Source organism: Ramlibacter tataouinensis TTB310, from assembly GCF_000215705.1.
Lineage (GTDB): Bacteria > Pseudomonadota > Gammaproteobacteria > Burkholderiales > Burkholderiaceae_C > Ramlibacter > Ramlibacter tataouinensis.
The window spans coordinates 3176554-3202287 of record NC_015677.1; the positions used below are offsets into that span (position 1 = coordinate 3176554).

Annotated in this window: 18 protein-coding genes; 7 read left to right on the forward strand and 11 right to left on the reverse strand. The window is 61.4% G+C overall.

Features of this window, described 5'->3' with window-relative positions:
* Window positions 1–46: 46 nt before the first annotated feature.
* From RTA_RS15305 to RTA_RS15320, 4 genes are all read right to left on the reverse strand, one after another.
* Entirely contained in the window at window positions 47–319 is a 273-nt protein-coding gene (locus RTA_RS15305) for a hypothetical protein (protein WP_013902326.1), read from the reverse strand.
* Entirely contained in the window at window positions 316–1410 is a 1095-nt protein-coding gene (locus RTA_RS19895) for a hypothetical protein (protein ID WP_049871306.1), read from the reverse strand. The genes RTA_RS15305 and RTA_RS19895 overlap by 4 nt, the downstream gene beginning before the upstream one ends.
* A complete protein-coding gene (gene sctC, locus RTA_RS15315) occupies window positions 1407–3269 on the reverse strand; it encodes a type III secretion system outer membrane ring subunit SctC (RefSeq protein ID WP_158307846.1) in 1863 nt (620 codons plus the stop codon). The genes RTA_RS19895 and sctC overlap by 4 nt, the downstream gene beginning before the upstream one ends.
* A gap of 87 nt (window positions 3270–3356) precedes the next feature.
* Window positions 3357–4889 (reverse strand): class I SAM-dependent methyltransferase, encoded by a 1533-nt coding sequence (locus tag RTA_RS15320; protein ID WP_013902329.1) that lies wholly within the window; start codon window positions 4887–4889, stop codon window positions 3357–3359.
* A gap of 277 nt (window positions 4890–5166) precedes the next feature.
* On the opposite strand from RTA_RS15320, the gene RTA_RS15325 reads away from it, so the two are divergent.
* From RTA_RS15325 to RTA_RS20395, 4 genes are all read left to right on the forward strand, one after another.
* On the forward strand, window positions 5167–6174 hold the full coding sequence (locus RTA_RS15325; RefSeq protein ID WP_143762991.1) for a hypothetical protein: 1008 nt from the start codon (window positions 5167–5169) through the stop codon (window positions 6172–6174).
* A 131-nt stretch (window positions 6175–6305) separates the two neighbouring features.
* Window positions 6306–8495, forward strand: a complete 2190-nt coding sequence (locus RTA_RS19900; RefSeq protein WP_013902331.1) for an HrpF/NolX family T3SS translocon protein — start codon at window positions 6306–6308, stop codon at window positions 8493–8495.
* A 5-nt stretch (window positions 8496–8500) separates the two neighbouring features.
* A complete protein-coding gene (locus RTA_RS15335; protein ID WP_041675645.1) occupies window positions 8501–8914 on the forward strand; it encodes an HrpB1 family type III secretion system apparatus protein in 414 nt (137 codons plus the stop codon).
* A 300-nt stretch (window positions 8915–9214) separates the two neighbouring features.
* On the forward strand, window positions 9215–10150 hold the full coding sequence (locus RTA_RS20395) for a helix-turn-helix domain-containing protein (RefSeq protein ID WP_013902333.1): 936 nt from the start codon (window positions 9215–9217) through the stop codon (window positions 10148–10150).
* A gap of 117 nt (window positions 10151–10267) precedes the next feature.
* Here the strand turns inward: RTA_RS20395 and RTA_RS20400 are convergent, their stop codons facing one another.
* From RTA_RS20400 to RTA_RS20405, 7 genes are read right to left on the reverse strand one after another with little or no spacing between them, the layout of a single operon-like run.
* The gene (locus tag RTA_RS20400; RefSeq protein WP_013902334.1) at window positions 10268–11278 is read right to left on the reverse strand and encodes an SIS domain-containing protein; all 1011 of its coding nucleotides are present in this window, start codon (window positions 11276–11278) and stop codon (window positions 10268–10270) included.
* Entirely contained in the window at window positions 11271–12389 is a 1119-nt protein-coding gene (nagA, locus tag RTA_RS15340; RefSeq protein WP_013902335.1) for an N-acetylglucosamine-6-phosphate deacetylase, read from the reverse strand. Before nagA ends, RTA_RS20400 begins: the two co-directional genes overlap by 8 nt.
* A gap of 10 nt (window positions 12390–12399) precedes the next feature.
* Window positions 12400–13443 (reverse strand): ABC transporter ATP-binding protein, encoded by a 1044-nt coding sequence (locus RTA_RS15345; RefSeq protein ID WP_013902336.1) that lies wholly within the window; start codon window positions 13441–13443, stop codon window positions 12400–12402.
* 10 nt (window positions 13444–13453) lie between these two features.
* Entirely contained in the window at window positions 13454–14494 is a 1041-nt protein-coding gene (locus RTA_RS15350) for a Gfo/Idh/MocA family protein (protein ID WP_041675646.1), read from the reverse strand.
* A 2-nt stretch (window positions 14495–14496) separates the two neighbouring features.
* Window positions 14497–15339 carry a carbohydrate ABC transporter permease gene (locus RTA_RS15355; RefSeq protein ID WP_041675647.1) on the reverse strand — a complete coding sequence of 281 codons (843 nt, stop codon included), beginning with the start codon at window positions 15337–15339 and terminating at the stop codon, window positions 14497–14499.
* A gap of 6 nt (window positions 15340–15345) precedes the next feature.
* Window positions 15346–16311 carry a carbohydrate ABC transporter permease gene (locus tag RTA_RS15360; RefSeq protein ID WP_013902339.1) on the reverse strand — a complete coding sequence of 322 codons (966 nt, stop codon included), beginning with the start codon at window positions 16309–16311 and terminating at the stop codon, window positions 15346–15348.
* 20 nt (window positions 16312–16331) lie between these two features.
* Complete coding sequence (locus tag RTA_RS20405) at window positions 16332–17591, reverse strand: ABC transporter substrate-binding protein (protein WP_081466295.1); 1260 nt, start codon at window positions 17589–17591, stop codon at window positions 16332–16334.
* Window positions 17592–17822: 231 nt separating this feature from the next.
* On the opposite strand from RTA_RS20405, the gene RTA_RS20410 reads away from it, so the two are divergent.
* The 3 genes from RTA_RS20410 to RTA_RS20820 all read left to right on the forward strand — a co-directional run bounded on the left by RTA_RS20410 (window position 17823) and on the right by RTA_RS20820 (window position 25727).
* Window positions 17823–18734 (forward strand): glucosamine kinase nucleotide-binding domain-containing protein, encoded by a 912-nt coding sequence (locus RTA_RS20410; RefSeq protein ID WP_081466296.1) that lies wholly within the window; start codon window positions 17823–17825, stop codon window positions 18732–18734.
* Window positions 18735–19726: 992 nt separating this feature from the next.
* A complete protein-coding gene (locus RTA_RS20815) occupies window positions 19727–22900 on the forward strand; it encodes a hypothetical protein (RefSeq protein WP_143762993.1) in 3174 nt (1057 codons plus the stop codon).
* A gap of 598 nt (window positions 22901–23498) precedes the next feature.
* A complete protein-coding gene (locus RTA_RS20820) occupies window positions 23499–25727 on the forward strand; it encodes a hypothetical protein (RefSeq protein WP_013902343.1) in 2229 nt (742 codons plus the stop codon).
* Window positions 25728–25734 lie beyond the last annotated feature (7 nt).

Here is a 25734-nt window from a genome sequence, read left to right on the forward strand (position 1 = left end):
TTCCTAGAACGATCATGTTGAATCCCTGCGGCAAACCCTGCGTGCCTCAGACGTGGAGCTCCGACCCGTGGGCCTTCTGCCAGGCCTTCATCAGGATGCGCGACGACGAAGCGAAGGCGTCGCTGAGCATCTGCGCGAACTGCTTCCGCTCGTAGTCCAGCGTGCGCAGTTGCATCTCGCGGCTCTTGATCTCTGCCTGGCGGAAGTAATCGACCAGCTTGCGCGTCTTCTCTCCATCCTTGTCGTCCAGGATGGTCATCTGCAGGTCCTTGAAGTCGTCGAGCAGGCTGGACGGCGGATTGAGGGTGTCGATGCTCATGGCGTGAGTCCTTTTGGTGAAGTGGCGGTGGCGGTGACTTGGGCCGGCGACCGGACCGGTCGGGACCGGGGCGCGGCTGCGGACACGGAAACGGGCGGCGGTGCAACCGCGCGCGGAGACTGGATGACCAGGTGCTTCACGCCGTCACGCGTCTGCACCACCGTCAGCCCGTCCTGCTGCGAGCGCGACAGGACCGGCCCCAGCGGGTCACTCGGGTAAATCCGCTCGAGCCTGGCAGTGATTCGCTTGACCGTGGGCGCCAGGTCGGCGCCCATGCGGTCGAGCGCAGCACGCGCGGCACGCTCGTCCGTCACATCGGCGACGACGTCGAACACGCCATCGCCCACATGGCGAACGCTCGCGTTCGTCAGCCCAGAAGTGCCGCGGATGGCCTCGGCGATGTCGGTGGCCACCGTGAAGCGCGGCACAGCCGGATACGGCCCGCGATGCGCATTGAGCGCGGCGCGGCTGGCCATAGCCTCCCGCGCGTCTTCGGCCATACCCGTCACGTGGATGGTGCGGCGCTCGATGCTTGCAACCAGGCGGCCGCCGGCGGTAGTCGCGAGGGCGCGCTGCACCCGGGCACGCGCCTCCTCAATGGTCGGCCTCGACGACGACGCCGGCGCCGGCGCCGGCTCGAGCAGCAAAGGCCAGGCGGTCACCATGGCGGTCAGCACGGCAGCCGCCAGGCCGAGCGGCACGAGGCGGCGCGGGACACGCTGCCAGGCCTGGCCGGCCCATCGCCGCCGGGTCCGCGCGAACACCAGCGACAGCAGTTCGAGGTCGTTCGGCCATTCGGCGTCGACCGACCCTGTGCACAGGACGATGCCGTCGAACTCGCGCGGCTTGAAATCCTCCAGCACCGCGCTGAGATCGACGCCGGCGTGCCCGGGTTCGACGCGTGCCGCATTGCCGGCCTGCCGCCAGCGGCACCTGACGGCACCGTCCGAGACCACCAGCTCCAACGGAGCGAAGGTCCAGTCCGTGATCGCGATGTCGCACTCATGCTCTGCTCCGACAAGGTATGTTCCGGAGGTCAAATCTAGGTGGGCACCGACGTGTTTGCCGGTGAGGATGCGAAGGCGTTTCATGGCATCTGAAGTGGCAGTCCGGGTGTCCGCGGCGCCCCGGGCGCAGCGGCCGGGGGAGTGGCTGGCGGGGATGCCGGCGGAGTGGCGGGTGAAATCGTCTGCGGGCGCGGCGGTCCGGAAAGGGGCACTTCACCTCGGGACGATGGCACGGCGACCGGCGCCGCCTGCAGGCCGACCACTTTCGGCGTGATCAGAAAGAGCCGCTCGCGGCGGACCTTGCCAGATTCGTCGTGGCGGAACAGGCCGCCCACGAGAGGAACGCGTGACAGGCCCGGCAGGCCGCTGCGCCCGCCGATGTCGGAGTCGACCGAAATGCCGCCGATCAACAGGCTTTCGCCTTCGAGCAGCGCCGCTTCGGTACGGATCTCGGTCCTTTTGATGATGGGAATGGCGTCGACGGCCTTACCTTCGAATGCGCCGTCCTCGATGAACAAGGACAAGCGCAACTCCTTGCGGTCCACGCCGGTGACGATCTGCGGCATGACCTGAAGCGTGGTGCCGGCCTCCACGGTGAACAAGTTGGCATCGAGGTTCCCCGCCACCCGCACCGAAGCCAGGCGCCTGTCAACCATGCTGGCCGTGCGATTGGCCATGCCCAGCACCTTCGGCCGCGAGACGATGCGCGCCCGACCGTTGCCTTCCAGCGCCCGGATGCGCGCAAGCAGCGAGCGGCCGGCATCCGCGACCAGCGTGGTGACGTTCGGGGAGAACAGCGTGGGGGAAGAACCCCCGCCCGAACCCGTGTTGGGACTTCCGGGCGACACGAAGATGCCGCCCTTGCCAACGCGCGAGTAGTCCCACTCGATACCCAAGGAGTCGAACGACTCGGTGCTAACATCGATGATGGTGGCCTCGATCTCCACCTGGGGCTGGGCGACGTCCAGCTGGCGGATCAGCGTCTGGTACTGCGCCATCCGCTCGGGCACGCCGCGCACGATGATCGCATTGGACGCTTCGTCGGCCTGGAAGAAGGGCGTGTCGTCGCGGGCCGTCTCGACGCCCGCCTCCGGAACCACCAGGCGGCCGGCCGGGTCGCGCACGCCGTCCTTGCGCGCCGGGCCACTCTCCGGGTCGCCGGCACGGGCGCCGTACGCCAGTTCCTGGGCGCGGCGCTTGTTCGGGTTTCCGTTGGCGGGCGTGTCGGCGCCCGTCATCAGGTTGGCTTCCGGGGCACCGCCGGCGGCGCGTGAGCCGCGCGTGAAAAGGTTGTTCAAGGTGCTCGCGAGCCCCGGCACCCGCACGTTGCCGGAGATCCGGTCAGCCGCTACCGTATTGACCAACGGAAAGACGCGAATGGAGGATCCGACACGGTCGCGGGCGCTGCCGTCCAGTGTGTCGATCACCGTCTGCACCAGCTCGATGTGGCGTGGCGGTCCGTAGGCGAGGAGGGTTTGCTCCGCGTCGTTGAAGCGCAGCGGATAGCGCGGGTCTCCGAGTCCCATCGAAGCGAGCATCCTCTGCACCTTGTTACGCGAGTAGCCTCGTAGGCGGAACAGGCGGCTCTGGATCATCCGCGAGGGATATACGAACAGCGCCATGCCGTCGAAGTACCAGATGACCCCGTAGCTTTTGCCGATAGTCCGCATGAAATCCTCCGGCCTGGCGTCGAACTGGCCGTTGACGGTGCCCTCAATGCCGGCGTCGATGACGACGGAGATCGACTGCGCCGCCGCGAAGTCCTGCAGCACCTCGGTCAGCCGCTTGCCATCGGCACGGTAGACGAAGCGCTTGTCCGGCAGGCCGGCCTGCGCGCCGCACACCGCCATCACCAGGGCGACGCATATCAGTCTTGCGTATCGCATGGCGCGCGGCGTCACGGTGGGAGGACCGGCCTTGCGATCGCGGTTCACGATTGGCATGGCTTCTAAGTTAAGGTTTCGCGCGCGGGCCCAAGACCGGGCGAGCGAAGGGGCCGCCATTAACCCGAACACGGCAGCAGGCCTTCTTCAGATCATGTGAAGCTGGTGCCAGATCGGGGCGCGCATGGCCAGGATGCCGTCCACCACGCGGCGGATTTCCTCCAGCTCGCTCTCCTTGCCAGGCAGGGGCTCGTGCGCCAGCACGATGGGCGGCCCTTGGTCGGTGAGCACCTGCCAGATCCAGTGCGTGAGCGCCTGCCGGTCCAGCGGCTGCGGCTTCCCGCGCAGCGCGTGGTACACCAGCCGCTGCAGCGCGCTGGCGCTGACGCCGGAACCCAGCAGCGGCGAGGCCAGCGCCTGGTAGTTGTCGTCGGCCACCGCCTGGGCGGCGACCACGGCGTTGAGCCGCAGCGAAGCCGCTTTGGGCGATGCCTGCGTGCCCACGATGAAAGGTGCGCCCTGGTCGTGCCACACCAGCAGCGACATCAGGTTGGCGATGGCCGCGGGGTCGCAGCCCTGTCGACCGGCCAGTTCCTGCACCGACCGCGGCCCGTCCTCCAGCACATCGAGCACGGGGCTGGCGAAGGCCCGGCCTTCGCCGCCCGGCTCGGCCGGCTGGCCCAGCGTGGCGCAGCGGCGCGGCACGGTCAGTGCCAGGCCGATCTGTTCCCACCAGGTGCGGCGGCGCACCGGGGCCATGCGACGCGCGCCGCGGATGAAGATGTCGCTGCGAAAGGCCGTGTTCTGCAGGTAGTCGAGCACCGTCTCGCGCAGCACCGGGTCGTCCACCGCCTCGACGATCCGGCGCTGCTCCACGGGCAGCTGCTGCGGGTCGACGTTCAGGCACAGCTCGGCGGAGGTGGCGAAGTCGAGCTTGGCCGCTGCGAAGTCGCGCACCACGTCGGCGTGGTACAGCGCCTGCCACGACTGGTTCATATATTCGTGCGCCAAGTACATGGGCTTGTCCTTGGCCCAGGAATCGAGTCGGCTTCGCAGGATGCCGTTCTCGTTGGCCGTGAAGTAGCCGGCCTTGGCCTGGACCAGCCGGTCGATCAGCGTCTTGGCGTCGCGCACCTGCGCCTCCAGGCGGCCCGGCACGGCGCGCGCGTGCTCGAGCACCAGCCGTTGCAGCGGCGCTGCCGCCGACCAGCCCGGCAAGGCGTTGTAGCTCACATAGACGATGCCACCCGGCTTGAGCCGGCGTGCGATGAGATCGACGATATGGCGGCGGTTTTCCGGGTTGATCCAGGAGTACACGCCGTGCAGGGTGATGAAATCCAGCGGCGGCAGGTCGCCCTCGCCCGCCGCGAGCTGCTCGAAGCTTTTCTCCAGGTGCGTCACGTTGTCCAGTTGCGCCGCCTGCGCGAGCTCGCCGGCTGTGGCGATGTGCCCCGGCATGAAGTCGGCGGCGAAAAACTGCGCGTGCGGGTTGGCCGCTGCGAGCACATTGGCGGTGAAGCCTTTCCCCGACCCCAGCTCCAGGTAGGTGAAGGGCTTGCGCGTGTCGACCGGCTCGAAGCCGGCGAGCGCGCACGCCACGCTCAGGTGCACCGGGCTTTGCTTGCGGAAGAAGCCGCTGGTGTAGGCCTCTTCGACCACGTAGCCGTCGTTCCAAACCATTGCTTTCGTCTCCTGCGTCGTATGGGACTGCGCGCAGGCTAGGGGTGCGGCCGGCTGGTGACGCGCAAGGACGCGAAGCGCGCGACGCGCGCGCGAAAAGAAAGCGGCGGCCGGCCGACGCTCCGGAAGCAAGCGGTGGCGCCTTCGCATCGCAACATACCGCTTCGGCGATGCGCGGGCAGGCCCGGCGGGACGGCGCTAGCTTTTTGGTATTCGTCGCGGTGCGGCGTGACGGTATCGCGCGCACTTTCGCCACTCTTCACACCCGGGATACACCATGGCCATTCAGAAACTTCTCGCCGACAAAGCGATGCAAATCGCGAGCAACCCGAAGGTTCATGACGCGCTAGGCGAGCTGGCGACCAAGGTCGGGGGGGAGCTTTCCGGAAAACTACTCCAGCGGCTTAGCGACGGCCCGTCGGCCAGGAAGGAAAAGCCGTCGTCGAACACGTCTCTGGGACCGAGGAACGGCAGCCTGCCTGTGACGACCGCGCGCATGAGCAAGGAGGCGCAAATGGATGCTGGGATGCTCAGCGAGCGCTCCGGGATGGGCCTGCGCCGCTTGAATGCCACCAAACGCCGGCCGGACCACCTGCCGGTGTCGCCCGAGAGAGTCAAGCCCGACGCCTTGCCGGGCATGCAGGACGACGGCATGTGGGTAAGGCCCGACGACGCGCGCCACCCGTCGAACGCGCGGCTCGCGGTGCATGCACAGCCGCCGACCTACGAGGAGAACGTCGCCGACGATCTGCCGCCGTCCTGCGACGCGCCCCTCCTCGCGAACGCGCACCTCGCGCCCGTCGCTCAGCCGCCCACCCATGAGGACGCCATGGCCGGCAACCCGCCTCCGCCTGAGCGCAACCCGTTGGCTGTCGCAAGCCATCCAGCCGCGCAGCCGGAAGCCGGCATGCAGCACACGCCAGGCGGGTTCTCGATCAGGGAGAAACTCGGCAGCATCCTCAAGGCTTGGATCGCCGAGCCCTCACTCAAGGCCAAGGCCGGCCCGGACATCGTCTCCCTCAGCGTGCGGGACGGCGCGGACCGGGGCATCGATCTGAAAGTCTCGCGAAAAGAGGTGAAGGCCTATCAGAAGAACAACGGCATCCCCGATGCGCAGTTCGACCTAAGGGCCTACCTCCAATACGAGCGGAGCCGGCACAACGACCTGCAGCCCGGCAAGGTAAAGGTCATTGTCGGTTCGGGTGTCACGAACCTGACCGTCCTCGACATCGACGCGCTGGAAATCGACAACCGGCATTCGCGCCAACGGCTGTTGGGCGTCTGATGGCGAGCGCCCTCGCCTTCGTCGGACCTGGCACCGCTTCGCGGCCACGCCGCGCGTGGCGCCCGCCGCCCCCTACCTTGAAGCCGTCGCGACCCGGCGGCGCCTCATCCGCCCTCCTCACGGACCCTTCCATGAACATGCCTCTTCAACGCACCGAGCAATCGGCTTCCTTTCCAGCGGCTGCCGCGGCGACCATCAAGCCCACCGCCGCCATGTGCCACGCGCAGTGCTCGCCGCTGCCAGCGGTGCTTGCCGCCGCCATCTGGGCCGCGATGTTGCACATGCTGAAGAGCGGTGGCCAGGCCACGGGCACCAAGGCTGGATTGAGCGCCTGCGCCGGTGCCGGTGTCGGCGCCGAAGGCGGATTCGCCAAGCAGTCCGCCGCGGCGCTGGCTGGGGGCACGCTGGCAAAGCCGAAATTGGCCACAGCGGCGGGCAACAGCCCGGCGCTCGAGAAGGCGGGCGCCGCGCCCCTGGACGGCACGCAAGGCGTCGACCAAGCCTGCCCGCGCGGTGGCGGCTTCGACTTCGCCCTGTTCGTGGAACTCGTGCGCCAGCTCTGCAACTCCGCGTTCAGCAGCAGCGACCTGCGCAGCGGCTGGCAGAGCCACGGTGAGGGCCAGGAAGGCTGCCCGATGCTAGGCCAGCAAGGCGCCCTGCTGGACCCTGCCGTCGAGCACAAGCGCATGGAAACCATCGCCGTCCTCGGCCGGCACGAGGACAAGTTCAAGAAGGCGGTGGACGGCAAGGGCATCGACAAGCTGATCGAGGACGAGAAAACGCCGCCGGACCTGGTGCGGGCCCTGAAGGACCTGAAGGCCGATCCGCAGATGATGGAGGCGCTAGACAAGGCCAAGACCGGCAAGACGGACGGCAAGATCAGCGCCAAGGACATCAACATCCTGCAGTCCAACAACGCGAACAAGGCTTTCGCGGAACAGAAGGCCGAGGACTTCGAGGAAACCTACATCCCGTCGGACAACAAGGACCCGAACGCGGTGCCGCGGCCGATCACCAGCAACGACGCCAAGCGCGAGCTGTTCCGATACTCCGACTACCTGCCCAAGCACGTGTCGCGCGAGAACCTGCAGAAGATCGTCGACGGCACGGCCGAACAGGGCAAGGCGCCGCCGCAGCTGGTGGCCGCGGCCAAGTTCTACGTCGACAACCCCGACGCATGGCAGAAGGACATGGACAGGAAGGGCCCGGACGAGCCAATCCGCAAGGACGGCCTGTGCAACCATGTCTCCAAGTCGATCGAGCTGACGGCCGATGAGGACAAGACGCTGAAGGTGATGGGCGAGAACCGCGACGTCTTCTTCGGCGGCAGCAACCTCAACGACTCGAAGCTCAAGAAGATTGCCGGAGACCCGGCGGGCAAGCCGGAGGTGCGCGAGGCGGCCGAGATGCTGCTGGACAAGCGCGGCTCGCTGCTCTACACCATGCTCGACAACGGCAAGCACGGCCATGGCGGCAACATCCTCCATGCGGCGGACGACCGCAGCATTGGTGGCGGTGACTTCGAGCGCTTCATGCAGCAGCGCAACAAGAGCATCGCGCCGCCGCAGGAAGTGCTGACCGCGGAGGAAGCGGCGGCTGCCGGGAAAGCGGCCCAGGCAGAGAAGTCCGACAGCACTGGCCAGGCCACGAGAACGGCGGACCCGGCAGCCGCGCGCTCGGCCCAGGCGGCCCAGGACATGTCCGACGGCCTGTACAACCAGCCCGACGCCAAGAAGAAGAAAGGCGGGCAACTGCGCGACATCGCCACCTTCTTCCTGAAGGCGTATTCGATCATCATGGGTGCCGTTTCGTCGGTGCTGGCCGTGCTAGCCAAGGTGCCGGGCCTGGGCCTGATTGCCGCGCCCGCGGCGTTGGCAACTTCCGCAGCGTCCGGCGCCGCCTCGATCGGCGCAGCTGCACTGCAGGGCAAGGACACCAAGAACGCGGCGATGATGGCAGGCATCGGCGTAGCGACCACGGCTGCCAGCCTGGTCGTTCCCGGCGCCGGCAAGCTGGTCACCGAGAGCGCCAAGGTGTCGGCCAAGGAAGGCGGCGAAGTCGCCGCCAAAGAAGGCGCCAAGACCGCCGCCACGCAAGGCGGCAAGACCTGGGGCCAGCGGGAGATTGTGGAAGGCACCGCCATCCGCAACGATGTGGTCGCCCAACGCGCTGGTAAGGCTGCCGGCTTCTCGCTTGGGGTGTCGGTGGCCAGCAACACGGCGGATCAGACTGGACTCACCGACGCCGCCAGCGGCCGCGCGATGAACGAGTACCACGCCCACCAAGTGGATCACTCGCAGCAGCAACAGCCCGTTGCTTGACGGCCATGCAGACCTTCGACACGCCCCCCCTGCCCTCCGATGCGCCTTCGCTGCCGGACGAGGTGTTCGACGCGCTGGTTGGCGTGTTGTCGGTCGCGCCGCAGGACACGGCCTCGGATGACGTGCTGGTGTCCCTGCAGGCCTTGCAGGCCGCCCGCCCTCACCTGCCGGAACTGTCGATCGCACTGGCGCAGCGGCACCTGCTCGCGAAAGACCTCGTGTCGGCACGGGACGTGCTCGAGTCCGCTGACCGGCGGGCGCCGCGCCAACCCCTGGTGGGCGCCCTGCTTGCCTTCACGCTGCACGCCCTCAAGGATCCTACTTGGCGGTTGCGTGCCTTCGAGGTAGAGGGCGCACCATGCGACGATCTCAGCGAACTCCTGTTAGCTACCTTGCGGGATCCAGCTTCTTCCTGCTAAGAAGTCGATAATCAACTGCTCCGTTTGATAAGACTAAGGGAGCCGTTAAGCGAACGGCAGGTGACGATGCCTCCGGCTTTTCCGATATCTAACCGTTCGGTCAAGGCTCCGATACTCATCCCTCAGCTCCCCATTTGTGTCAAGAAGTATGAGTAATGTGCACTTGATCGGGAGCATATCGGGGCCAGAATCGATGCGAGACTGGTGACAGGCACGTTAGGGGAACGCACGGATTGCCGGCGGCTCCACGACAGGCTACCTTTACGAGGCACCTTGCAGTAACCACGACGTTTCTTGCTGATGAAGGCACTACTCGAAAGTCTGCTCGTTCCGGAGGACGCTTCTTGGCGGTATTTCTACCGTCGGCTCGACGACTGCATCTTGTTCAATCGCCCTTGGCACTATCATCCCGAGTTGGAACTTACCATCACGGAAAACAGCATCGGTCAGCGGTACGTCGGCGACAGCATCGAGCCTTATGAGGATGGGGATGTGACTCTTGTGGGCTCAAATCTGCCTCACACGTGGATGTCGCAAGATCGAATCGACCGAGCAAAGCCGCACGTGGCGCATGTCTTCTGGATCCGCGCTGATTGGCTGACTTCTTTGTGCGATCACTTTCGTGAGTTGGCTGCCATTCGTACTATGCAAAAAGATGCCAACCGTGGTGTGGTGTTTTCACCGGCGGTGTCGAAAATTGTCCGCACGCGCGTCGCTGGCGCACACGCCTTGACACCAACGCTCCAGCTAACCCGGTTCATAGAGATTCTTTCGCTGCTGGCTGACGACCGCGATTACAGGGTTTTGTGCGCGCCACGCGTCGAGCAGTTGCAGTCCGGCCCAGCCGGGCGCCCGCGAATCGACTGCACCCTGGAGTACATTCACAAGAACTACCAGCGTGAGATCGCGGTACCGGAGCTTGCCGAGTTGGTTGCTTTGAGCGTCTCGGGCCTACACAGGCTGTTTAAGCGCCACACACGCGTGACGGTAGGTGAATACATTGCGCAGCTACGCATTGGTAAGGCGTGCGCACTTCTTACGTCTACAGAAAAGCCGATCTCGGTTATTGCAGACGAAGTGGGATATGCAAACCTATCGCACTTCAACCGGCAGTTCCTCTCGGTGAAGGGTCTAACACCGCGGGAGTTTCGGCGCTCGTTTGCCAGGAACGATCCGCACTTGACAAGGCCGCAGCCGCGCTCATTGGTAAGCGCAGAATGGCGTGAGGTGGGCTAGATTTCCGCAAATGTTGCCTTCCAGAGTGGAACGACTAAGTTCCAGTGTGTACATTGTCCTACGTGCCTGAGCCTGGCCCGGTTTACCTGTGCGAAGAACCATTGCAGCGAGCGGTATTCATAAGGTAGCAGTTATTTTCTGCAAATGACGTGGGCGGTCAGGGTCGCACTTGCGCGCACGCGCCAACATCTCCACCATGAGATAGAAGCTCTGGATGGCCGCCAAAGGATCCAACTCAGGCAATCCGGTCGTCACAAGCGTAAGTTCACGCTCGCGAACATCGGCCGGAGCAGCCAGCAGCACGCAAGCGGCGCGTTGCCGTAACTCGTAAGCCAATGACAAAAGATCCGCTTGGGCCGGGCCACGTGGCGCAAACACCAGCACGGGATAGCCGCGGTTCACCAGCGCCATCGGACCGTGGCGGACCTCCGCACTGGTGAAAGCCTCAGCCTGAATACCACAGGTCTCCTTGAATTTCAGGGCTGCCTCTAACGCAACGGCCATGCCGGTGCCCCGACCAATAACCAAGATGCGCTCGGCGCCTACAAGGCTCCCAATTGCCGCGCTCCAGTCCTCAGCACATGCAGCCTGCAAGCAAGCCGGAATAGCAGTCAGTGAGGCGAGTAGTTCCCCATCGTTGCACCACTGCCCCGCCAACCTCGCCAGTGCAGTTAAGCTGCAGATGAAGCTCTTAGTTGCCGCCACACTGTCCTCGACTTGAGCATGCAACGGCAGCACCCACTGCGCCGTTTGCGCAAGGGGCGAAGCGGTGTCATTGACGGCAGCAACGGTCAATCCGCCCTGCTCTCCAAAGAGTTGCAGGGATGCGCGCAGGTCCGGGCTGCCACCTGACTGCGACACTGCCACCGTCAGAAGTTCCTGTCCGCGCAAGGGCGCCCGGTGCAGGGTGATCAATGACATCGGCAAAGATGTGACCAAGTGGCCTCCACGGACCGCACTTAGATAAGAGAAAAAAGCTGCGGCATGGTCCGAACTGCCGCGCGCCACAGTTAGCGCGCCGCGCGGCGGCCGCTCCCGCAACCGGGCACCCAGCGCTTGGTAAAGCCCTTCGTCCCTCCCTAGCTGATGGCCAACCCGCTCAGGGGTAGACCGCGCCTCGTCAAGCATCCGTGAGCTCAATGCATTCCCCCTCAATGTAAACCTTGTTCACTTGGAGCCCGGGCGTAAGTACCACCATGTCGGCCCAAACCCCAGCACACAATCGGCCACGCTCGCGCTCGCCTATGTAGTCCGCCGGATGCGTGGAGAGGCATCGGGCCGCGGCATCAAGATCAAGCCCGATCTCGACAAGGTTCCTTAACGCCTGATCCATGGTCAACGAACTACCGGCAAGCGTTCCATCCGCAAGTCGAACACCTCCCATGCACTTCGTGACCGGTTGGCCGCCCAGCTGATAATCACCGTCGGGCATACCAGCAGCTGCCGTTGCGTCGGTTACGCAATACAAGTGCGGGATGGCCCTCAACGCTACGCGCATGGCGCCGGGATGCACATGCAGCAAGTCCGGGATCAGCTCCGCATATTCGGCGTGCGCCAAGGCTGCGCCCACCATTCCGGGCGCGCGGTGGTGAAGCGGACTCATCGCATTGAACAAGTGCGTGAAACCACCGGCGCCAGCCATCATGGCCGCGACGCCCTCTTCATAGGTTCCTTCGGTGTGGCCACACTGGACCACGATGCCCATCGCCTTGAGTTGGCGGACGAACGCGATGTTTCCCGCCACCTCAGGCGCAAGCGTCAATACTCGGATGGGTGCCCGCGCGTGCAGATCTCGCACCTCGTCGATGTTACCGACGCGCACGCAGTCAGGCTGCGCACCGAGACGCTTCGGATTCAGGTAAGGACCCTCTAGGTGCACGCCAAGGAGCCGGGCCGCGGCTATAGGCCGTCGGTCTAGCGCGCCACGCAACGCTTCGAAGGTTTGTAGAAGCAACTCGGGAGATGCCGCCACCGTTGTAGCTAGTAGCGAAGTCGTTCCATGCCGAGCATGCAGTTTGCAGATGCGTTCGATCGCTCCGGGACCGTCCATCACATCGGCTCCTGCCCCGCCGTGGACATGCAGATCGACAAAGCCCGGCAGCACTACCACATCGTCTTTGGCAGGACGGATGACGGCGTCGCCGACCACCTCAGAAACTCGGTCGTCAAAATTGATGGCGCCGCGCACCCATCCGCTCGGGGTGAGCACGCAACCGTGCTCACGGTTGTGCTGGTTCATGGACAACCCGTCAGGCGTGGGCACGCAGCGGCATTACCTCGCTGGCAATGCTTGACGGCAGCCGCTGCCCGGCCGCGTCGAAGCGCAACAGCTTGCCCGGTAGCGGAGTCACGCCTACGGTATCGCCGACCGCGGGCGCTGCTTCACCAGCCGTACGGACAGTTAACTTCCCGATATCTTTTATGGCGACGATGATGTGGCAGTCTGCCCCGAGGTACTCCACGTGCTGAACCGTCCCGCTCCAGCGTGGCCGCTCTTGAGTCAAGCGCAGGTGTTCGGGACGCACCCCGACGGTGGCGGCACCAAGAGGGGCTGCCGCATCCTCGGTGATGAAATTCATTTTTGGTGAGCCGATAAAACCCGCTACAAACAGGTTAGCCGGCTCGTTGTAGAGCTGTGCCGGAGTACCAACCTGTCCGACGCTTCCACCTTCCATAACGACGATGCGATTGGCTAGCGTCATTGCTTCGACTTGATCATGGGTCACGTAGATGATGGTCGCGCCGAGCGTGCGATGGAGTTGTGCAAGCTCTAGCCGCGTGTTAACGCGCAACGCTGCATCGAGGTTAGAGAGCGGTTCATCAAATAGGAACAGCTTCGGCTGGCGCACGATGGCGCGGCCGATCGCCACCCGCTGCCGCTGTCCACCGGACAGCTGCGCCGGCCGACGCGTAAGCAGCGGCTCCAAAGCCAGCGTCTCGGCAGCAGCCCGGACGCGACGTTGAATCTCTTCGCGCGGCACCCGCTCCTGCTTGAGCGCAAGACTCATATTGTCTGCCACGCTGAGATGAGGGTAAAGGGCATAGCTCTGGAAAACCATAGCGATGCCGCGTTTGGCAGGCGGAACTCCATCCATCAGCCTTCCATCGATTCGCAAGTGGCCCGCGCTGTGTTCGTCTAGGCCGGCGATGATGCGTAGCAAGGTCGACTTACCGCAGCCTGAAGGTCCCACTATCACCAAGAACTCGCCTTGAGCAACTTGGAGATTGACCTGGTCAAGCACCTGATACTCGCCGTACTTCTTTCCAACGTTCTCAATATCTAGAGCATGCATGATTGTTTTCCTACAGGTCGACGGCGCAGCGCTCGCGCATGCTGCGCTGCGCGGCCAGTACGATCTCAAGCGAGCGAATGGCATCCTCGTGGTGTGCCGTTAAATCCCAATCGTCTCGGATCGCGCTGGCCAAGAAGACCTGCTCTCGATCACACAGCGACTGGTGATCAACCTGTTCTGTAATGGGCAAGACAGACTCGCCCTGGGGCGTGCGCAACCTAAGTTGGCCTGCTTTGGTGTGGTTCTCGATATCTGTCGAGTCGGCCGATTCGCTCATCACCAGTGACACCGCTCCGCTTGGGCTGATCACGTCCTTGATCATGGCCGCCGTGCCGGACATCATTGGCCCCCATCCAGCTTCGTACCACCCGACTGATCCGTCATCGAACAGCACTTGCAAATGGCCGTAATTAACCTGCTCTGGCGCGATGTCATTAGCCAGCCGCACGCCCATACCGCGCACCTGCACCGGGCGCGCATCTGTAATCTGGCACATGACATCGACGTAATGAACGCCGCAATCCACGATTGGAGGCGTTGCTTGAAGCAGTCGCTTGTGGATCTCCCACGCTTCTCCCGAGGAAGGCTGATTTAAGTTCATGCGCATCACGTACGGTGGGCCCAGGCGGCGCGCCGCGCGAATAAGCTCAGTCCAGGATGGGTGATGCCGCAGGATATAGCCGATCACCAGCTTTCTGCCTGTGCGTCGCGCCACTTCGACTACCTCCCGCGCGGAACTCACAGTAAGCGCCAGGGGCTTTTCTACGAACACATGGGCGCCCGACTCCAAGGCACGGATGGCGAGTTCCGCATGGGTGTCCGTGTACGTATTGATGGATATCACATCCGGCCGTAAGGCCAATGCGGCCTCAAAGCTTTCAACCCTCGGGTACCTTGCAAGTTCCGCGGGCAATTCGACTTGGCCACGGTTGTGCAATCCGATCACTTGGTAGTCGGGCAGACTATGGTAGGCCACCGCGTGGGAACGCCCCATTTGCCCCAAGCCGATGACGGCGACTTTGAGCGCCGGAGTGGTTTGACTTCTATTCATTTTTACTTGATGGCGCCAGAGGTGATGCCTCGGATCAGCCCCTTCGAAAATACGAGGTAAAGCGCAAGCACCGGAAGAATGCTCAGCGTCAGTGCGGCTAGCACGGAGTTCCAGTCGGTGACGTCCTGACCGATGAAGGCTTGGGCACCCAAGGTTAAGGTTTTAGTGTCCTCGCCCGGCGCCAAAATTAGCGGAAACCAGAGATCGTTCCACATCGGAATCATCGTAAACACTGCCACGCTCACCATCGCTGGACGCAGCAGGGGCAGCACCAGCCAGAAAAAGATGACGTACTCCGATAAGCCGTCCACCCTGCCCGCGTTCTTCAAATCGTCCGAGACAGTTCGCATGTACTCGGCCAAGATGAAAATGGCCATTGGGAGACCCTGAGCGATATAAACCAAGACGAGCGCCGTGCGTGTATTCACCAATCCACTCGCCACCATTAGCTCAAGGATCCCCGGCGTTCCTAAGCGGATTGGCACCATGATGCCCATGGTGAAGAACAAGGCAGTAAGGCTATTGAGTTTGAACTTGTACTCGGACAGCGCGAACGCAGCCATAGAGCCAAACAGTATCGTGCCTCCAAGCGCAACGAGAGTGACACTAAAGCTGTTCATGAAATAGGCATCAAAGTTGCCGTTGGCGAAGACCGTCCGGAACCCGATGAGGTCGAATGTTCCCGTTGTCGGCGGCTCCAGAGGTGCACCGAAGATTGCATCACGCGACTTGAACGCGTTCATCACGATGATCGCGATTGGCGCCAGGGCCAGCACAGAAAAGAATGCCAAGATGGCATGTGCCACAAAGTGGTTGCCCGAAAAGTTGTCTCTTGCAGCAGACATGACCGCTTAGAACTGGTATCGCACCAGCTTGCGTTGGACGAAGAACAGGAAGCCGCAAACCACCATCAGAACAATAAGGAACATCATGGTGGCTACAGTTGCACCCATGTGTGGATCTCCTAATTGGAGCTGGGCGCCAAATAGCGTCCGGTACAACAGAGTTCCAAGAATATCGCTCGAAAAATTTGGTCCCGCGAGAACTCCCTGAGCTGTATAAACCAGCTCGAAAGAGTTGAAATTAGACACAAAGGTAAGGATTGTGATGACGCCGATTGTCGGCCATAGCAGCGGCAGGCGAATTCGAAAGAACTGCGCGAGGCCGGTGATGCCATCTACCTCTGCCGCCTCGAGTACCTCGGCAGGAATGGCCAGCATAGCCGCATAGCTCAGCACCATAGGGATGCCGACGTATTGCCAAACGGAAATGAAACCTAATGCCGTCAACGCGTATTGCTCCTTACCGAGCCAAGGCTGGAACAAAGACTCAAGACCCACGGCCGCCAGCAGTGTTGGCGCAACGCCCCACAACGGTGACAAGATCAATTTCCAGACGAAACCGATGATCACGAATGACAGCATGGTCGGCATGAAGATGGCGGTGCGGTAAAGGCCGGCGGCGCGCAAACCCCGCACGGAAAGCAGTGCTGCCAGAAGCACGGCTAGCGGAATCATCACCAGTAGGTGTATGGAAAAGAACCATATGCTGTTGGCCAAGGCGTTCCAGAACTGCGCCGCCCACCGCTCGTCTAAGATCAACACACGAAAATTCGCTAAACCGGCGTATTCCCGATCGTGCGCCGCGCCACGGAAGAACGCCAGCCGGAATGTCTCAGCCAACGGCAAGGCCATCAGCAATGTATAGATTGTCAGCGCCGGCGCTAGGAATATGGCAATGTGCCAGCGAACCGGGCGGGTGGACTGTGAGGCTTGGGCCTGCCCATTGCCCACCGGCTGAAGAATGGCGGTAGCCATGCTCTCGTTCGTGTTGTTTATTACTGAGCTGGCTTGTACCAGCTGCTGAGGCCCTTCTGAAGCCGCTGAGCGGCAGCTTCTGGCGTTAAGGTGCCATTGATGACGCCCGCACCCACAACCCAGAATTCATTCTCCAGATTGGGTGTGCCTCTAGAAAGGATTTGATAGGTCGGGCGGATAGTGGATTCACACTTACTCCTCCAGGTAAGAAATTCCTTCGCCAGCGGATCACGCAATTCCACGGGAGCTTTGTTCAAGCTGAAGAAACCCGGGAGCGCATTAGAGTACAAAGCCGCAAATTCCTTGGAAGCCACCCATTCAAGAAAGACCTTTGCCTGCGCGGCATGAGGTGACTTTGTATTTAAGCCAAGGCCGAGGTCCGGATGGTCGGAAATGAAACACTTATCGCCGGCCTTGGCGACGGGTGGCGGAAATGCTCCCATCGGGAACTTAGCCTGCTTGTTGAAGCTGGCTATCTCCCAGGAACCGGCTGGATACACAGCCGCCCTCCCGAGCGTGAACAGGTTCTGGCTGTCAGGGTAAGTCTGCGCCTCGAACCCGGTTGCCAGGTAAGGTTTCCACTTGGCCAGCAACCGGAAAGGCTCCACAAACTGCGGATCGGTCAGCTTCGCCTTGCCCGCTAGCAACGCCCGACGTCCTTCTTCACCCTTATAGTAGTTCGGCGCGATGTTCTGGTAACCCATGGATGCGGTTTCCCAACCATCCTTCGTGCCCATGGCTAATGGAACGAGCCTTAGCTTACCTTTGAGCTTCGAAAGCACATCGAAGAACTCGCCTTCCGTTGTCGGCGGACTCACCCCAGCTTTGGCGAATGCATCGCGGTTGTAGATGAACCCGTGGATAACTGAAGCGATTGGCACGCAAAAGGTGACCTTGCTGTCGTCAGTGCTCCATGCGGCTTTAGCCACCGGCGCGAAGTTCTCCATGCCCTTGAGTTCGTTGAGCGCGGCCAAACGCCCGCTCTTATAAAGCTCCAGGGAGGCGTCAAAAGGCCGGCAGGTGATGAGATCTCCAGCAGTTCCGGCATCAAGCTTGGAGTTCAGCGCGGCGTTGTACTCCGTTGGTGCTGTGGGCGCAAAGCGAACCTTGATGTCAGGATGCTGCTTCTCAAACGCGGGAATGATCTGGTCACGCCAGATCGCCAAGTCGTCATTGCGCCAACTTTCGATGGTCAAGGTCACGGGCGCAGCGCCCGCCGTAACGCTTAGGCCCGCCGTCAGCAGACCCAGAATCTTTAAGGAAAGCTTGTGTTTGCTCATGTCTCCACTTTCGTTTGATGTCGTAGCACGTCATCTGACTGAAACCTCTGCGTCATCTGAACGCAACGGCAGTGTGGCAGCCATGCCGTCAAGGCGGTTGTCTTTGCCGAGCGGAGACTGATACAAAAATGGCGTTCTGCCCGATCCGCCCTGGCTAACGCCACATCCGTATCAGCGATCGCGCGCTCAGCACAACATGTTTGGACCTCTGGTGCATCCAATGTGCGTGCTATGCAACTGGAATACAGATTAGGTGTGGATGGCGGGGGCACGGGTTGCCGTGTACGCCTCACCGATCGCTCTGGTAACGTTCTTGGCGAAGGCTACGCCGGGCCTGCTAATTTAGCGCTGGGGCTGGATTCGACACTGCACTCAGTGTTGAACGCGGTAACCCAAGCGCTCGGTGCAGCGAACCTGCCGAGCTCGGCATTGGCGCGTACCTGTGCTGGTCTTGGCCTCGCTGCAGGGAACGTCGCGAAGCTTCGGCAGGCATTCGCGCAACTCTCACTGCCATTCGGAGCAGCCGTTATTCGGTCAGATGCAGAGGTGGCTTGCCTTGGCGCCCACAACGGCCAAGCCGGAGCCATCCTGATCTTAGGGACCGGCAGTCAAGGTGTGCTCCACGAGGGCGGCCGCTTCATCACGGTTGGCGGCTGGGGCTTTGCGCTTTCCGACGCAGGCTCGGGCGCAATCCTCGGACGTGAGACGGTACGTCGAGCCTTCAGCGCCCTTGAAGGGATTGAGCCCAGCTCAGGGTTGACGGAGACCGTAATCAACCGTTTCGCACACGACCGTTCTGCCATGCTGGAGTGGGCAACAAGCGCTCAGCCCAAGAATTGGGCAGAGTTTGCACCCCTGGTCTTCGAGCGTGCGAAGCAGTTAGACCCCGTCGCGCTCGAGCTGGTGCGCGACAGCGCGCGCTCGGCCGAAAAAATGCTAGAGCGGCTGAAAGCCCTAGGCGCCCAGTGCGTTTGCCTCATGGGGGGGCTGGCAGAGCCGATTAAGCCCTACTTGAGCGCGCCATACAGTACGCTACTTGTCCCCGCACAGGGCGACGCACTACACGGAGCGTTGTTGCTAGCAGCAACGCACAAGGACGCCGTCCGGTCCGATCTCATTGAACCGTCACGGCTGACGCGCTAACGCCGACCGCGTCCAGCGGCTTACCTCGGCAAATGGCTCCTGCTGTAGCCCGGCTTAGCACGTGCTCGACTGGATCGAGGTAAGCGGCCGTAGAGTGACGTAGGTTTTTGCGTCGGTTTCCGACTTCATTCTTCGCTTTGTCCGTTCTGCGAGTCTTGTGGCAGGTCACACTGTGATTGAGCATTGCATCAGCGATGCTCAATCAACAAGGATTCGTCGTCCTGCAGTTGAAATGATCGTGTGAGACTCGTGCATTTTGTGAGGATCTCTGAAGACTAATGCCGCAATGTGTCGGACGGGGGTTCGATTCCCCCCGGCTCCACCAGAGTGCAAATGCGTGTCGTTTGCAGCCTGATGGGGCCGACCGGTTTCGACGGCGCATGAACGTTGAAGTCGACGATTCGAGAGGCGACTGCCGTAAGCAGAGCATCAAGTAATCGCCAACCAAGGCCGTTACCTGGAGCAAGCCTAGTCTTGCTTCGGAGTGGTCCCACAAGGGCCCCCAGCCCCTGCAACGTTGGAGCAGGCTCGGCAACAGAAAGGCTGGGACCTTATGACACATGTTCAATGAACTAGATTCAAGCATCTATGCCAACCACCTGCAACGCGCACATTTTGTGCATCTTGACCTTCGTGCAAGATGAACGAGCCGTTGCTGCCGCGCACGCCTTGATTTTTTCGCGCATGTGAACCCGACTTCGGAGGGCTGCACGTTATAGCCGCAACGCAGGTTCACATTCATTGATGCGAGCCCGCGTCGGGTTCGCCCGCACGGTACGGACATGCCGAGACGCGAGCATGACATGACCCATCCAACAAGGGCGGCAGGGAGCCCTCCCCGTTCGCCCGAAATCCAGCCACATGACGGCAGCAACCTTCCGACGGTACCCGAGCGAGAGAACATCCAACATGCGGACACGCGCCGCGGCATGTCGGCGTTTGATGCACCAGTTCGCACAAGCAAGGGTACGGGCCGCGCTGGAGTTAGCCGCGTGAACGTGGGCCTAGCCTCGGCCGGCCTTAACCTCAGCAAGACTACCGGCTCGTCAAAGCCCGACGTCGCCGGCAATCCTCGTGCTGACGCGGACCTTTCTGGAACTGGCCCGCTTTCGAAGACAACGCATTGGAAAATCAACCGTAAGAAGCAAGCTGCGCTTGAGGGAGTTTCCGGTATCAAGTTTGCCGCCGTGCCTTCAACCAACCCGCATAGTGCCCCCGCCATGGCTACAGAGCCAGGATTGCGGAATGGATTGGCGGAACACTTCGGACAGAGCCAAGCCACGGCCGCCCTGGTTGATCGCATCGTTGATGCGGTCCCCCAAAACACAGCTAGCGAACGCGCGCCGTTCAAACCTCAGCTGCTTCTAGGTCTCGCTCTACACACGGTGTGTGATCGCAACTTCAACGATGCGAACGCAATACTTGATCAGATCGCGGCGGGCCAGGGTTCATCGCAGGTGTTCCGCATGCAGCGCGTCCTGGCGGAAACTGCCACTGGCGCGGCCACTCTCGGCCACATGATGGGTGTGCAGGAGCCGACTAGACGCGATGGACTTCGCGATGCCTTGAAAATCTGCTCGGCAATGGAAGTTACCGGAGTGCTGCCCGCTGGTGATGCCGGCTCTGTCGTCGACGTGGTCGCCGCCGTGAGCCGAGAGAGCGAACGTCGAAGACTCAGTCACCGCATCGGCAGCGACGACGATGTGAAGCCGCAGCTGTTGTCGAAAGCACTTATCTACGCCCACGCTAAGAGCGAAGGCCGCGAATCTGAGGCGGACGTGGCACCTCATAAGGCTGCGTACGTCGCTTGGCGCAAGATGAACTTGACCGAGAGCGGAAAGGGTACCGACTTCAACCGGGCCGTTGGGCGAATGTACAAGTTCAAGACTTACGTCGACCGAGCCGACCATGGCCCGCGCACCATGACTAACCTGCTCAAAGAACTGGGCATGCTGTTTCCTCAAGCAGTGGGTAAGCATCGAGACCCACTGACGGAAGCACGTTACGGCTCATTGGGAGCCAAGATGTGGACCCTGCTCGCCGAGGCCCAAGCCTTTCGGGAGGTGGTTACCGATTCCATCAGCCCGATGCGGGATCACTTAGATGCACGCCTCGCTAAACCCGAAGTGCTGGGCAATGCTGGCGAACTGAACAAGCAATTGGCTAATGCCGCAATGCTCGACGTTTTCGCGTACCTGAAGCGCGACGATGTTGCCGTGCCCGAACAGGCCGTTCTTGCACATGCTCAAAAGCTGCATGAAGCGCTTCAAGGGGCGGCCCCGTTTCAGCCCGAAATGGTATTGGCACACCTTCGCGACTTCGCCACCCCCGGCAAGCTTCAGCGTGAGGTTATGGAGGACGAAGGTGGCTTCTTCGCAACGAAGTCGGCAACACACCTGAACAAGCTCCGGTTGCGCCTAAGTTCGCTGGAAGAGCTAAGCGAGGATTTGCGTGCCGAGTTCCCGCTCGAGAACCCAGTTGACATGACACAGCTGCTTGAGATGCGCCGTCGCAGCCAGCAACTGCGGGGTGACAACGATGCCGACCCTGTAGAACGTCAGCGCGTCCAGCACCAGCTGCTACATATGACGCCAGTGCTGCTAGGCGAGGCCCGGGCGATCGCCAAGGGAGCCGAGCCGGGAATCCCATTATTCAAGTTCTCCGATTTGATTCGTGGCTTCACCAGCGCACCGCGGATGGGTCCTACCAGCGAGGATGCCGAGCGGGTCTTAAAAGCTGTATCGGGTGGCAAGGACGAGTCGATAACCAATTTCGCTAGCGGCGGCGGCGGCGGTATCAATATCACGCCGATTGTGGCGATGAATGCCTTGTCGGCACTTGGCTACGGTGGGCCGGCCGTTCTGCCGACCATGCGTGCCGAGCACGGCAAGAAGGCCAAGATCACCGTAGGCGACACCCTGACCGGTTCACGCATGTTCATTGGCACCGAAAGCTCGACGACCATCGCGGGAGGTCTGGGCGGCGCCATCGGTTACGCGTTGCCGATGGGCGTAGCAGCGGTATTCGCTGGCTTTAGCGCAGGAAAGAGCTGGTCACCGGCCGAAGGCTTGAGCCTGACGGTGCGCATCGGCACTCCTGGCTGGGAGCAGAAAAGTATGGGCCTGGTGGACTTCATGTTCCGCCAAGCGCGCCCGGCCGAGGGAGGCACTGTGCCCGGGGACCAAAGTGAGATTTGGGAGCGCTTCAGCGATCGGTTCGGTGACGACCCGCATGTTGGCGCTAGCTGGGTCAACGACGACGCCAGTTCCAAGTTCGCTAGCGCCTCCGCCGGTGCGACCGCGCGCGCAAACACGGGGTCAGGAACGACTATCGGGGCGTCAGCTTATGTGGCACTAACTTACGGCACAAGCAAGGTCGACCGCAAGACACAAGCTGTGGCTGGCGACGTAAATACATCCGTGCGGGGCAGCGCGCTGACCGCAACAGCCGGGCTGGGTGTGCCCATCGCCACGCCGCAAGCGCCTATCAAGGGCGACGACGTGGCTGGCATGCTCGCAGTCACCCCGTTGGCCGGCGTGTCGGTGGAAACTCAGCTAAGCGGCGGCTCAGCAATCGCGCGTCTGGCACGTAATGACGATGGCAGCTTCAGCGCATTCCCCTCCCAGCTCATCATGGGGCGCAAGCGTCCGGATGAGTTGCTATCAGCCCTCAGAACACCGGAAATTCGCGCTTCTTGGCTGCAACGTTTGGTCGACCTAGCACCCACGCCGCTTGCTCAGGAAGAAGCAGAAGCTAAGCTGCAGCGCTTTGAGCAAGCTGTGGCTAAAGTCCCTCGAGGTGGCGAGCAACTGTTCGGCATCGTTACCACCATGAACCCGATCGTCAGCGACATGCGCACCGACTACGAGGAAGTGAAAAACACTCTGCGCGGCATCGGTTTGCCGCGTTCGGAAACGCGCAACCTGCGTCCGGCGGCAAGTGCCGAGATCCAGCGTCTGCAAGGCGAAGACAGCCACTTGCTGAACGATCTAGGCAATTGGCTGGATACCGCTGCCTACGCTTTCGAAAGCGGTGGCCGCACGAACAACACCTGGATCGACTTTGGCATGAAGCTTGGTAAACAGGCCTACGCCTCTGGCGACCGGCTGCCAGCCTTGTTGGTCGCAGCCCGGGACGAGGACTTCATGCCCGCAGTGCGAACCTGACTGGTGCTGCGGAACTTAGGCGACCTCGATCAGTAAACAGCTGTCGAGGGCGCCCAAGTGGTGGCGATGCGGTGGCCGAGGCTCTCCGGCGGATAACGGCAGGTATGCACGTAGTGGCAAAAGCCCGCGCGCCGGCATGCAACGGACAACACTCACCCAGCAGCTCAGGGCTCCTGCAGTGCGCTGCGTAATCACGGCAGTCCTCGCAAAGCTCGGCGACTAACAAGTCTAAGACAGTGTGCCAGCGGAAGCGCAGACGCCTTCACTGTCCAGGGACTTATGAGTGGCAGGTGCGCTGTTGGCGCGTCCGCTGCAACCTCACTGCGGAAGTAATTCGGGTTGATCGCTGTGCAGACGTCCATCCTCCGCGGCCGCAGACCCTACCTACCTACCGAAGATCCGGGAACACACTAAGCCTGATCCACAGCAACAGCAACAGCGGCATGGCGCTACGGGCTCGCCGCGTAAAGGGCTCCTGATCGATTCTGACGTTCGGATTCTCTTGCTCATCTTCGCGGGACCGTGCGCCCTGGAAGTTTGATCTAGGCACAGTGCTCCGGGGAATTGACCCTAATCCTTTTTTGCTGAGGAATCCGAAATGACCGATCCAAAGATTACTGCCGGCAAGGCTTCTCAGGTTGCATCTCAAGACTTCGCGCAAAAGTCTGGAGAACCTAGCCAACCAACTTCGTCCGGCAAATTTCTGACGACAGGTGAAGACCGCGCCGTGCGTCGCAACCCGAGTGTTTCCCGCGCCAATCGCACCAGCATCGGAGCCGCGTCCAATCGAAGCAGCATTGATGACACCGGTCCGAGCGCTGAGCACGTGCGTAAAGCATTAAAGCACTCGGCTACCGCGAAAGACACTGTTATCTTAGCCTGCGGCTATTCGCCCACTGGCGGCGGCCACACTGCCCGCTGCCTGGACGTGATCCAAGCGTCTATCGACAAGGGCCATGTAAAGCCGGGAAGTACGCTCATCTTCAACGTGCCACAGATCTGGGAAGGCAAACCGCGCAGTAAGCAGCAACTCGACAAGATTGCGGCACATGCAAAGGCTCAAGGTATTGAGGTTCTGTTGGTGCAAGCTGACAAGTCAGTGATGGGCTACCTGAAACCGTCAGGTGCTTCTGACGACGCCAAGATCATTGACCGATTTGCGAAACATGCGGCCCGTCCTACTGCTGACATTTCCCACATCGAGCAGGCACGCATCTATGGCGAAGCTTCGGACTTTGACAACCCGAATAGCATCTCGGGCAAGCATCTGGGCTTGACGCTCAAAGAACTCATTGGTGAGAAGGCGATGGGTGAACGTGTAAAAGTGTTTACCGACATGGATCACGACCTGCTTAAAGGCATGCTCAATGCAGGTGTGAGCCCTAACAATGCGGTTGACCAACAGAACCACGCGATTCTTTTGGAAGGCGAAGTCAGCAAAGACGTCGTTGATAAAAACGCGCTGTTGGCTAAAGTCCTGAGTAGCCGTGGTGCGAAAATTTCGCACATTGGCTTGGGCGACAAAAACACGCTGATTGCCCTCTCTGATATCGCCAAGAGCTTGGGCATCACTGCCGATACCACGAAGAAGGAGGCTATGCGCCTCGTCGCGCAAGAGTTGCTGGAACACGGAAACATTGCCGACCCGCAGTCGGTGTGGGACAACCGCAGCGGTATGGGCGCGGTCAAACCGGCCACAGGCGTCTTGAAGCATCCTTCTATCAAGAGCGCAGATCAAGTAAAGAATGTGATGTACGTCTATGCTCATGGTAACCAGACCTTGGTGGGCGCCGAAATTCAGAAGCAGATCGCACGGGGCGACTTGGCCGATGATGCTTATAGGAACACGCTGTTTGTGCTTTGCGGCTTCGACACTCTGAGGAAAGGTGATGGCATGAAGCTGTCGTACCTTGCGGATGGTGATGGCATCACCACCAGTGGCGCTGGTACGAATGGAGAGTTCGCCTATTTACATAAGGCTGGGGATTCCAAGTCCGGCCTGCTAGCTCTGCCAATCATCGGTCACAACGAGCAGCAGAAGAACGCGGAATACTTGAAGGAAAAGGATCCGGCGACAATGCCATTCACCGTCATTGGCAATGCGCGCGATGAGGAGAGCCTGCGCAAAGACGTTGACGCCTACGTGAAGGACCGTTTCTCAAAAATTGAAGAAAAGATGAATGGGTTGAACATGAGAAAGACGCTAGAGGCTGTAGGCGATACGCGCACCTACGTCGATCAGTCTGTGGCGCTGTTGTTCGGCGGCGAGATGAGCGCTGAATCGAAGCAAATCGTGGAAGTTGAAAAAGCGATGATCGACTCACCCGAGCTGCAGATCAATCGGCGCTACTACAAGACCGTATTTACGGCGATTGACCAGATGGTTAGCATGCTTTCTTCACCTCAGCCAGACACACCGATCAACATTCGACTGGCTAGCAAAGAGTCGACGCGCCAGTACGAATCCGTTCGGGAATTTGCCAAAAAGGTTCTGAAGAACGAGGATATGCTCGGCGGCTTTCTGGCAGCGGATAAACGACCCGGTGTGCTCGACCGGAATCTAAATCGCGTTGGGCTGCACAATGTTCCAAATGTGAAGCTTCCTCATTTTGATGAGGTCAAAAGTTTGTTCGAGAATGCAGCGAGCACGTCAGGCGCAACGCCAAGTAAGCTGCGCACGCTTGCCGAAAGGATCAAAGAGAAGATGTCCAGGGAATACCGCGCACAAGCTATCGCGCCAAGCAGCATTAGCGATCGCACCAAGCTGCGGCAAGATGCAGACGCACTCAAGGAAGAGTTTGGAGAGACCTACACCACCGGATTCTGATCGGCCC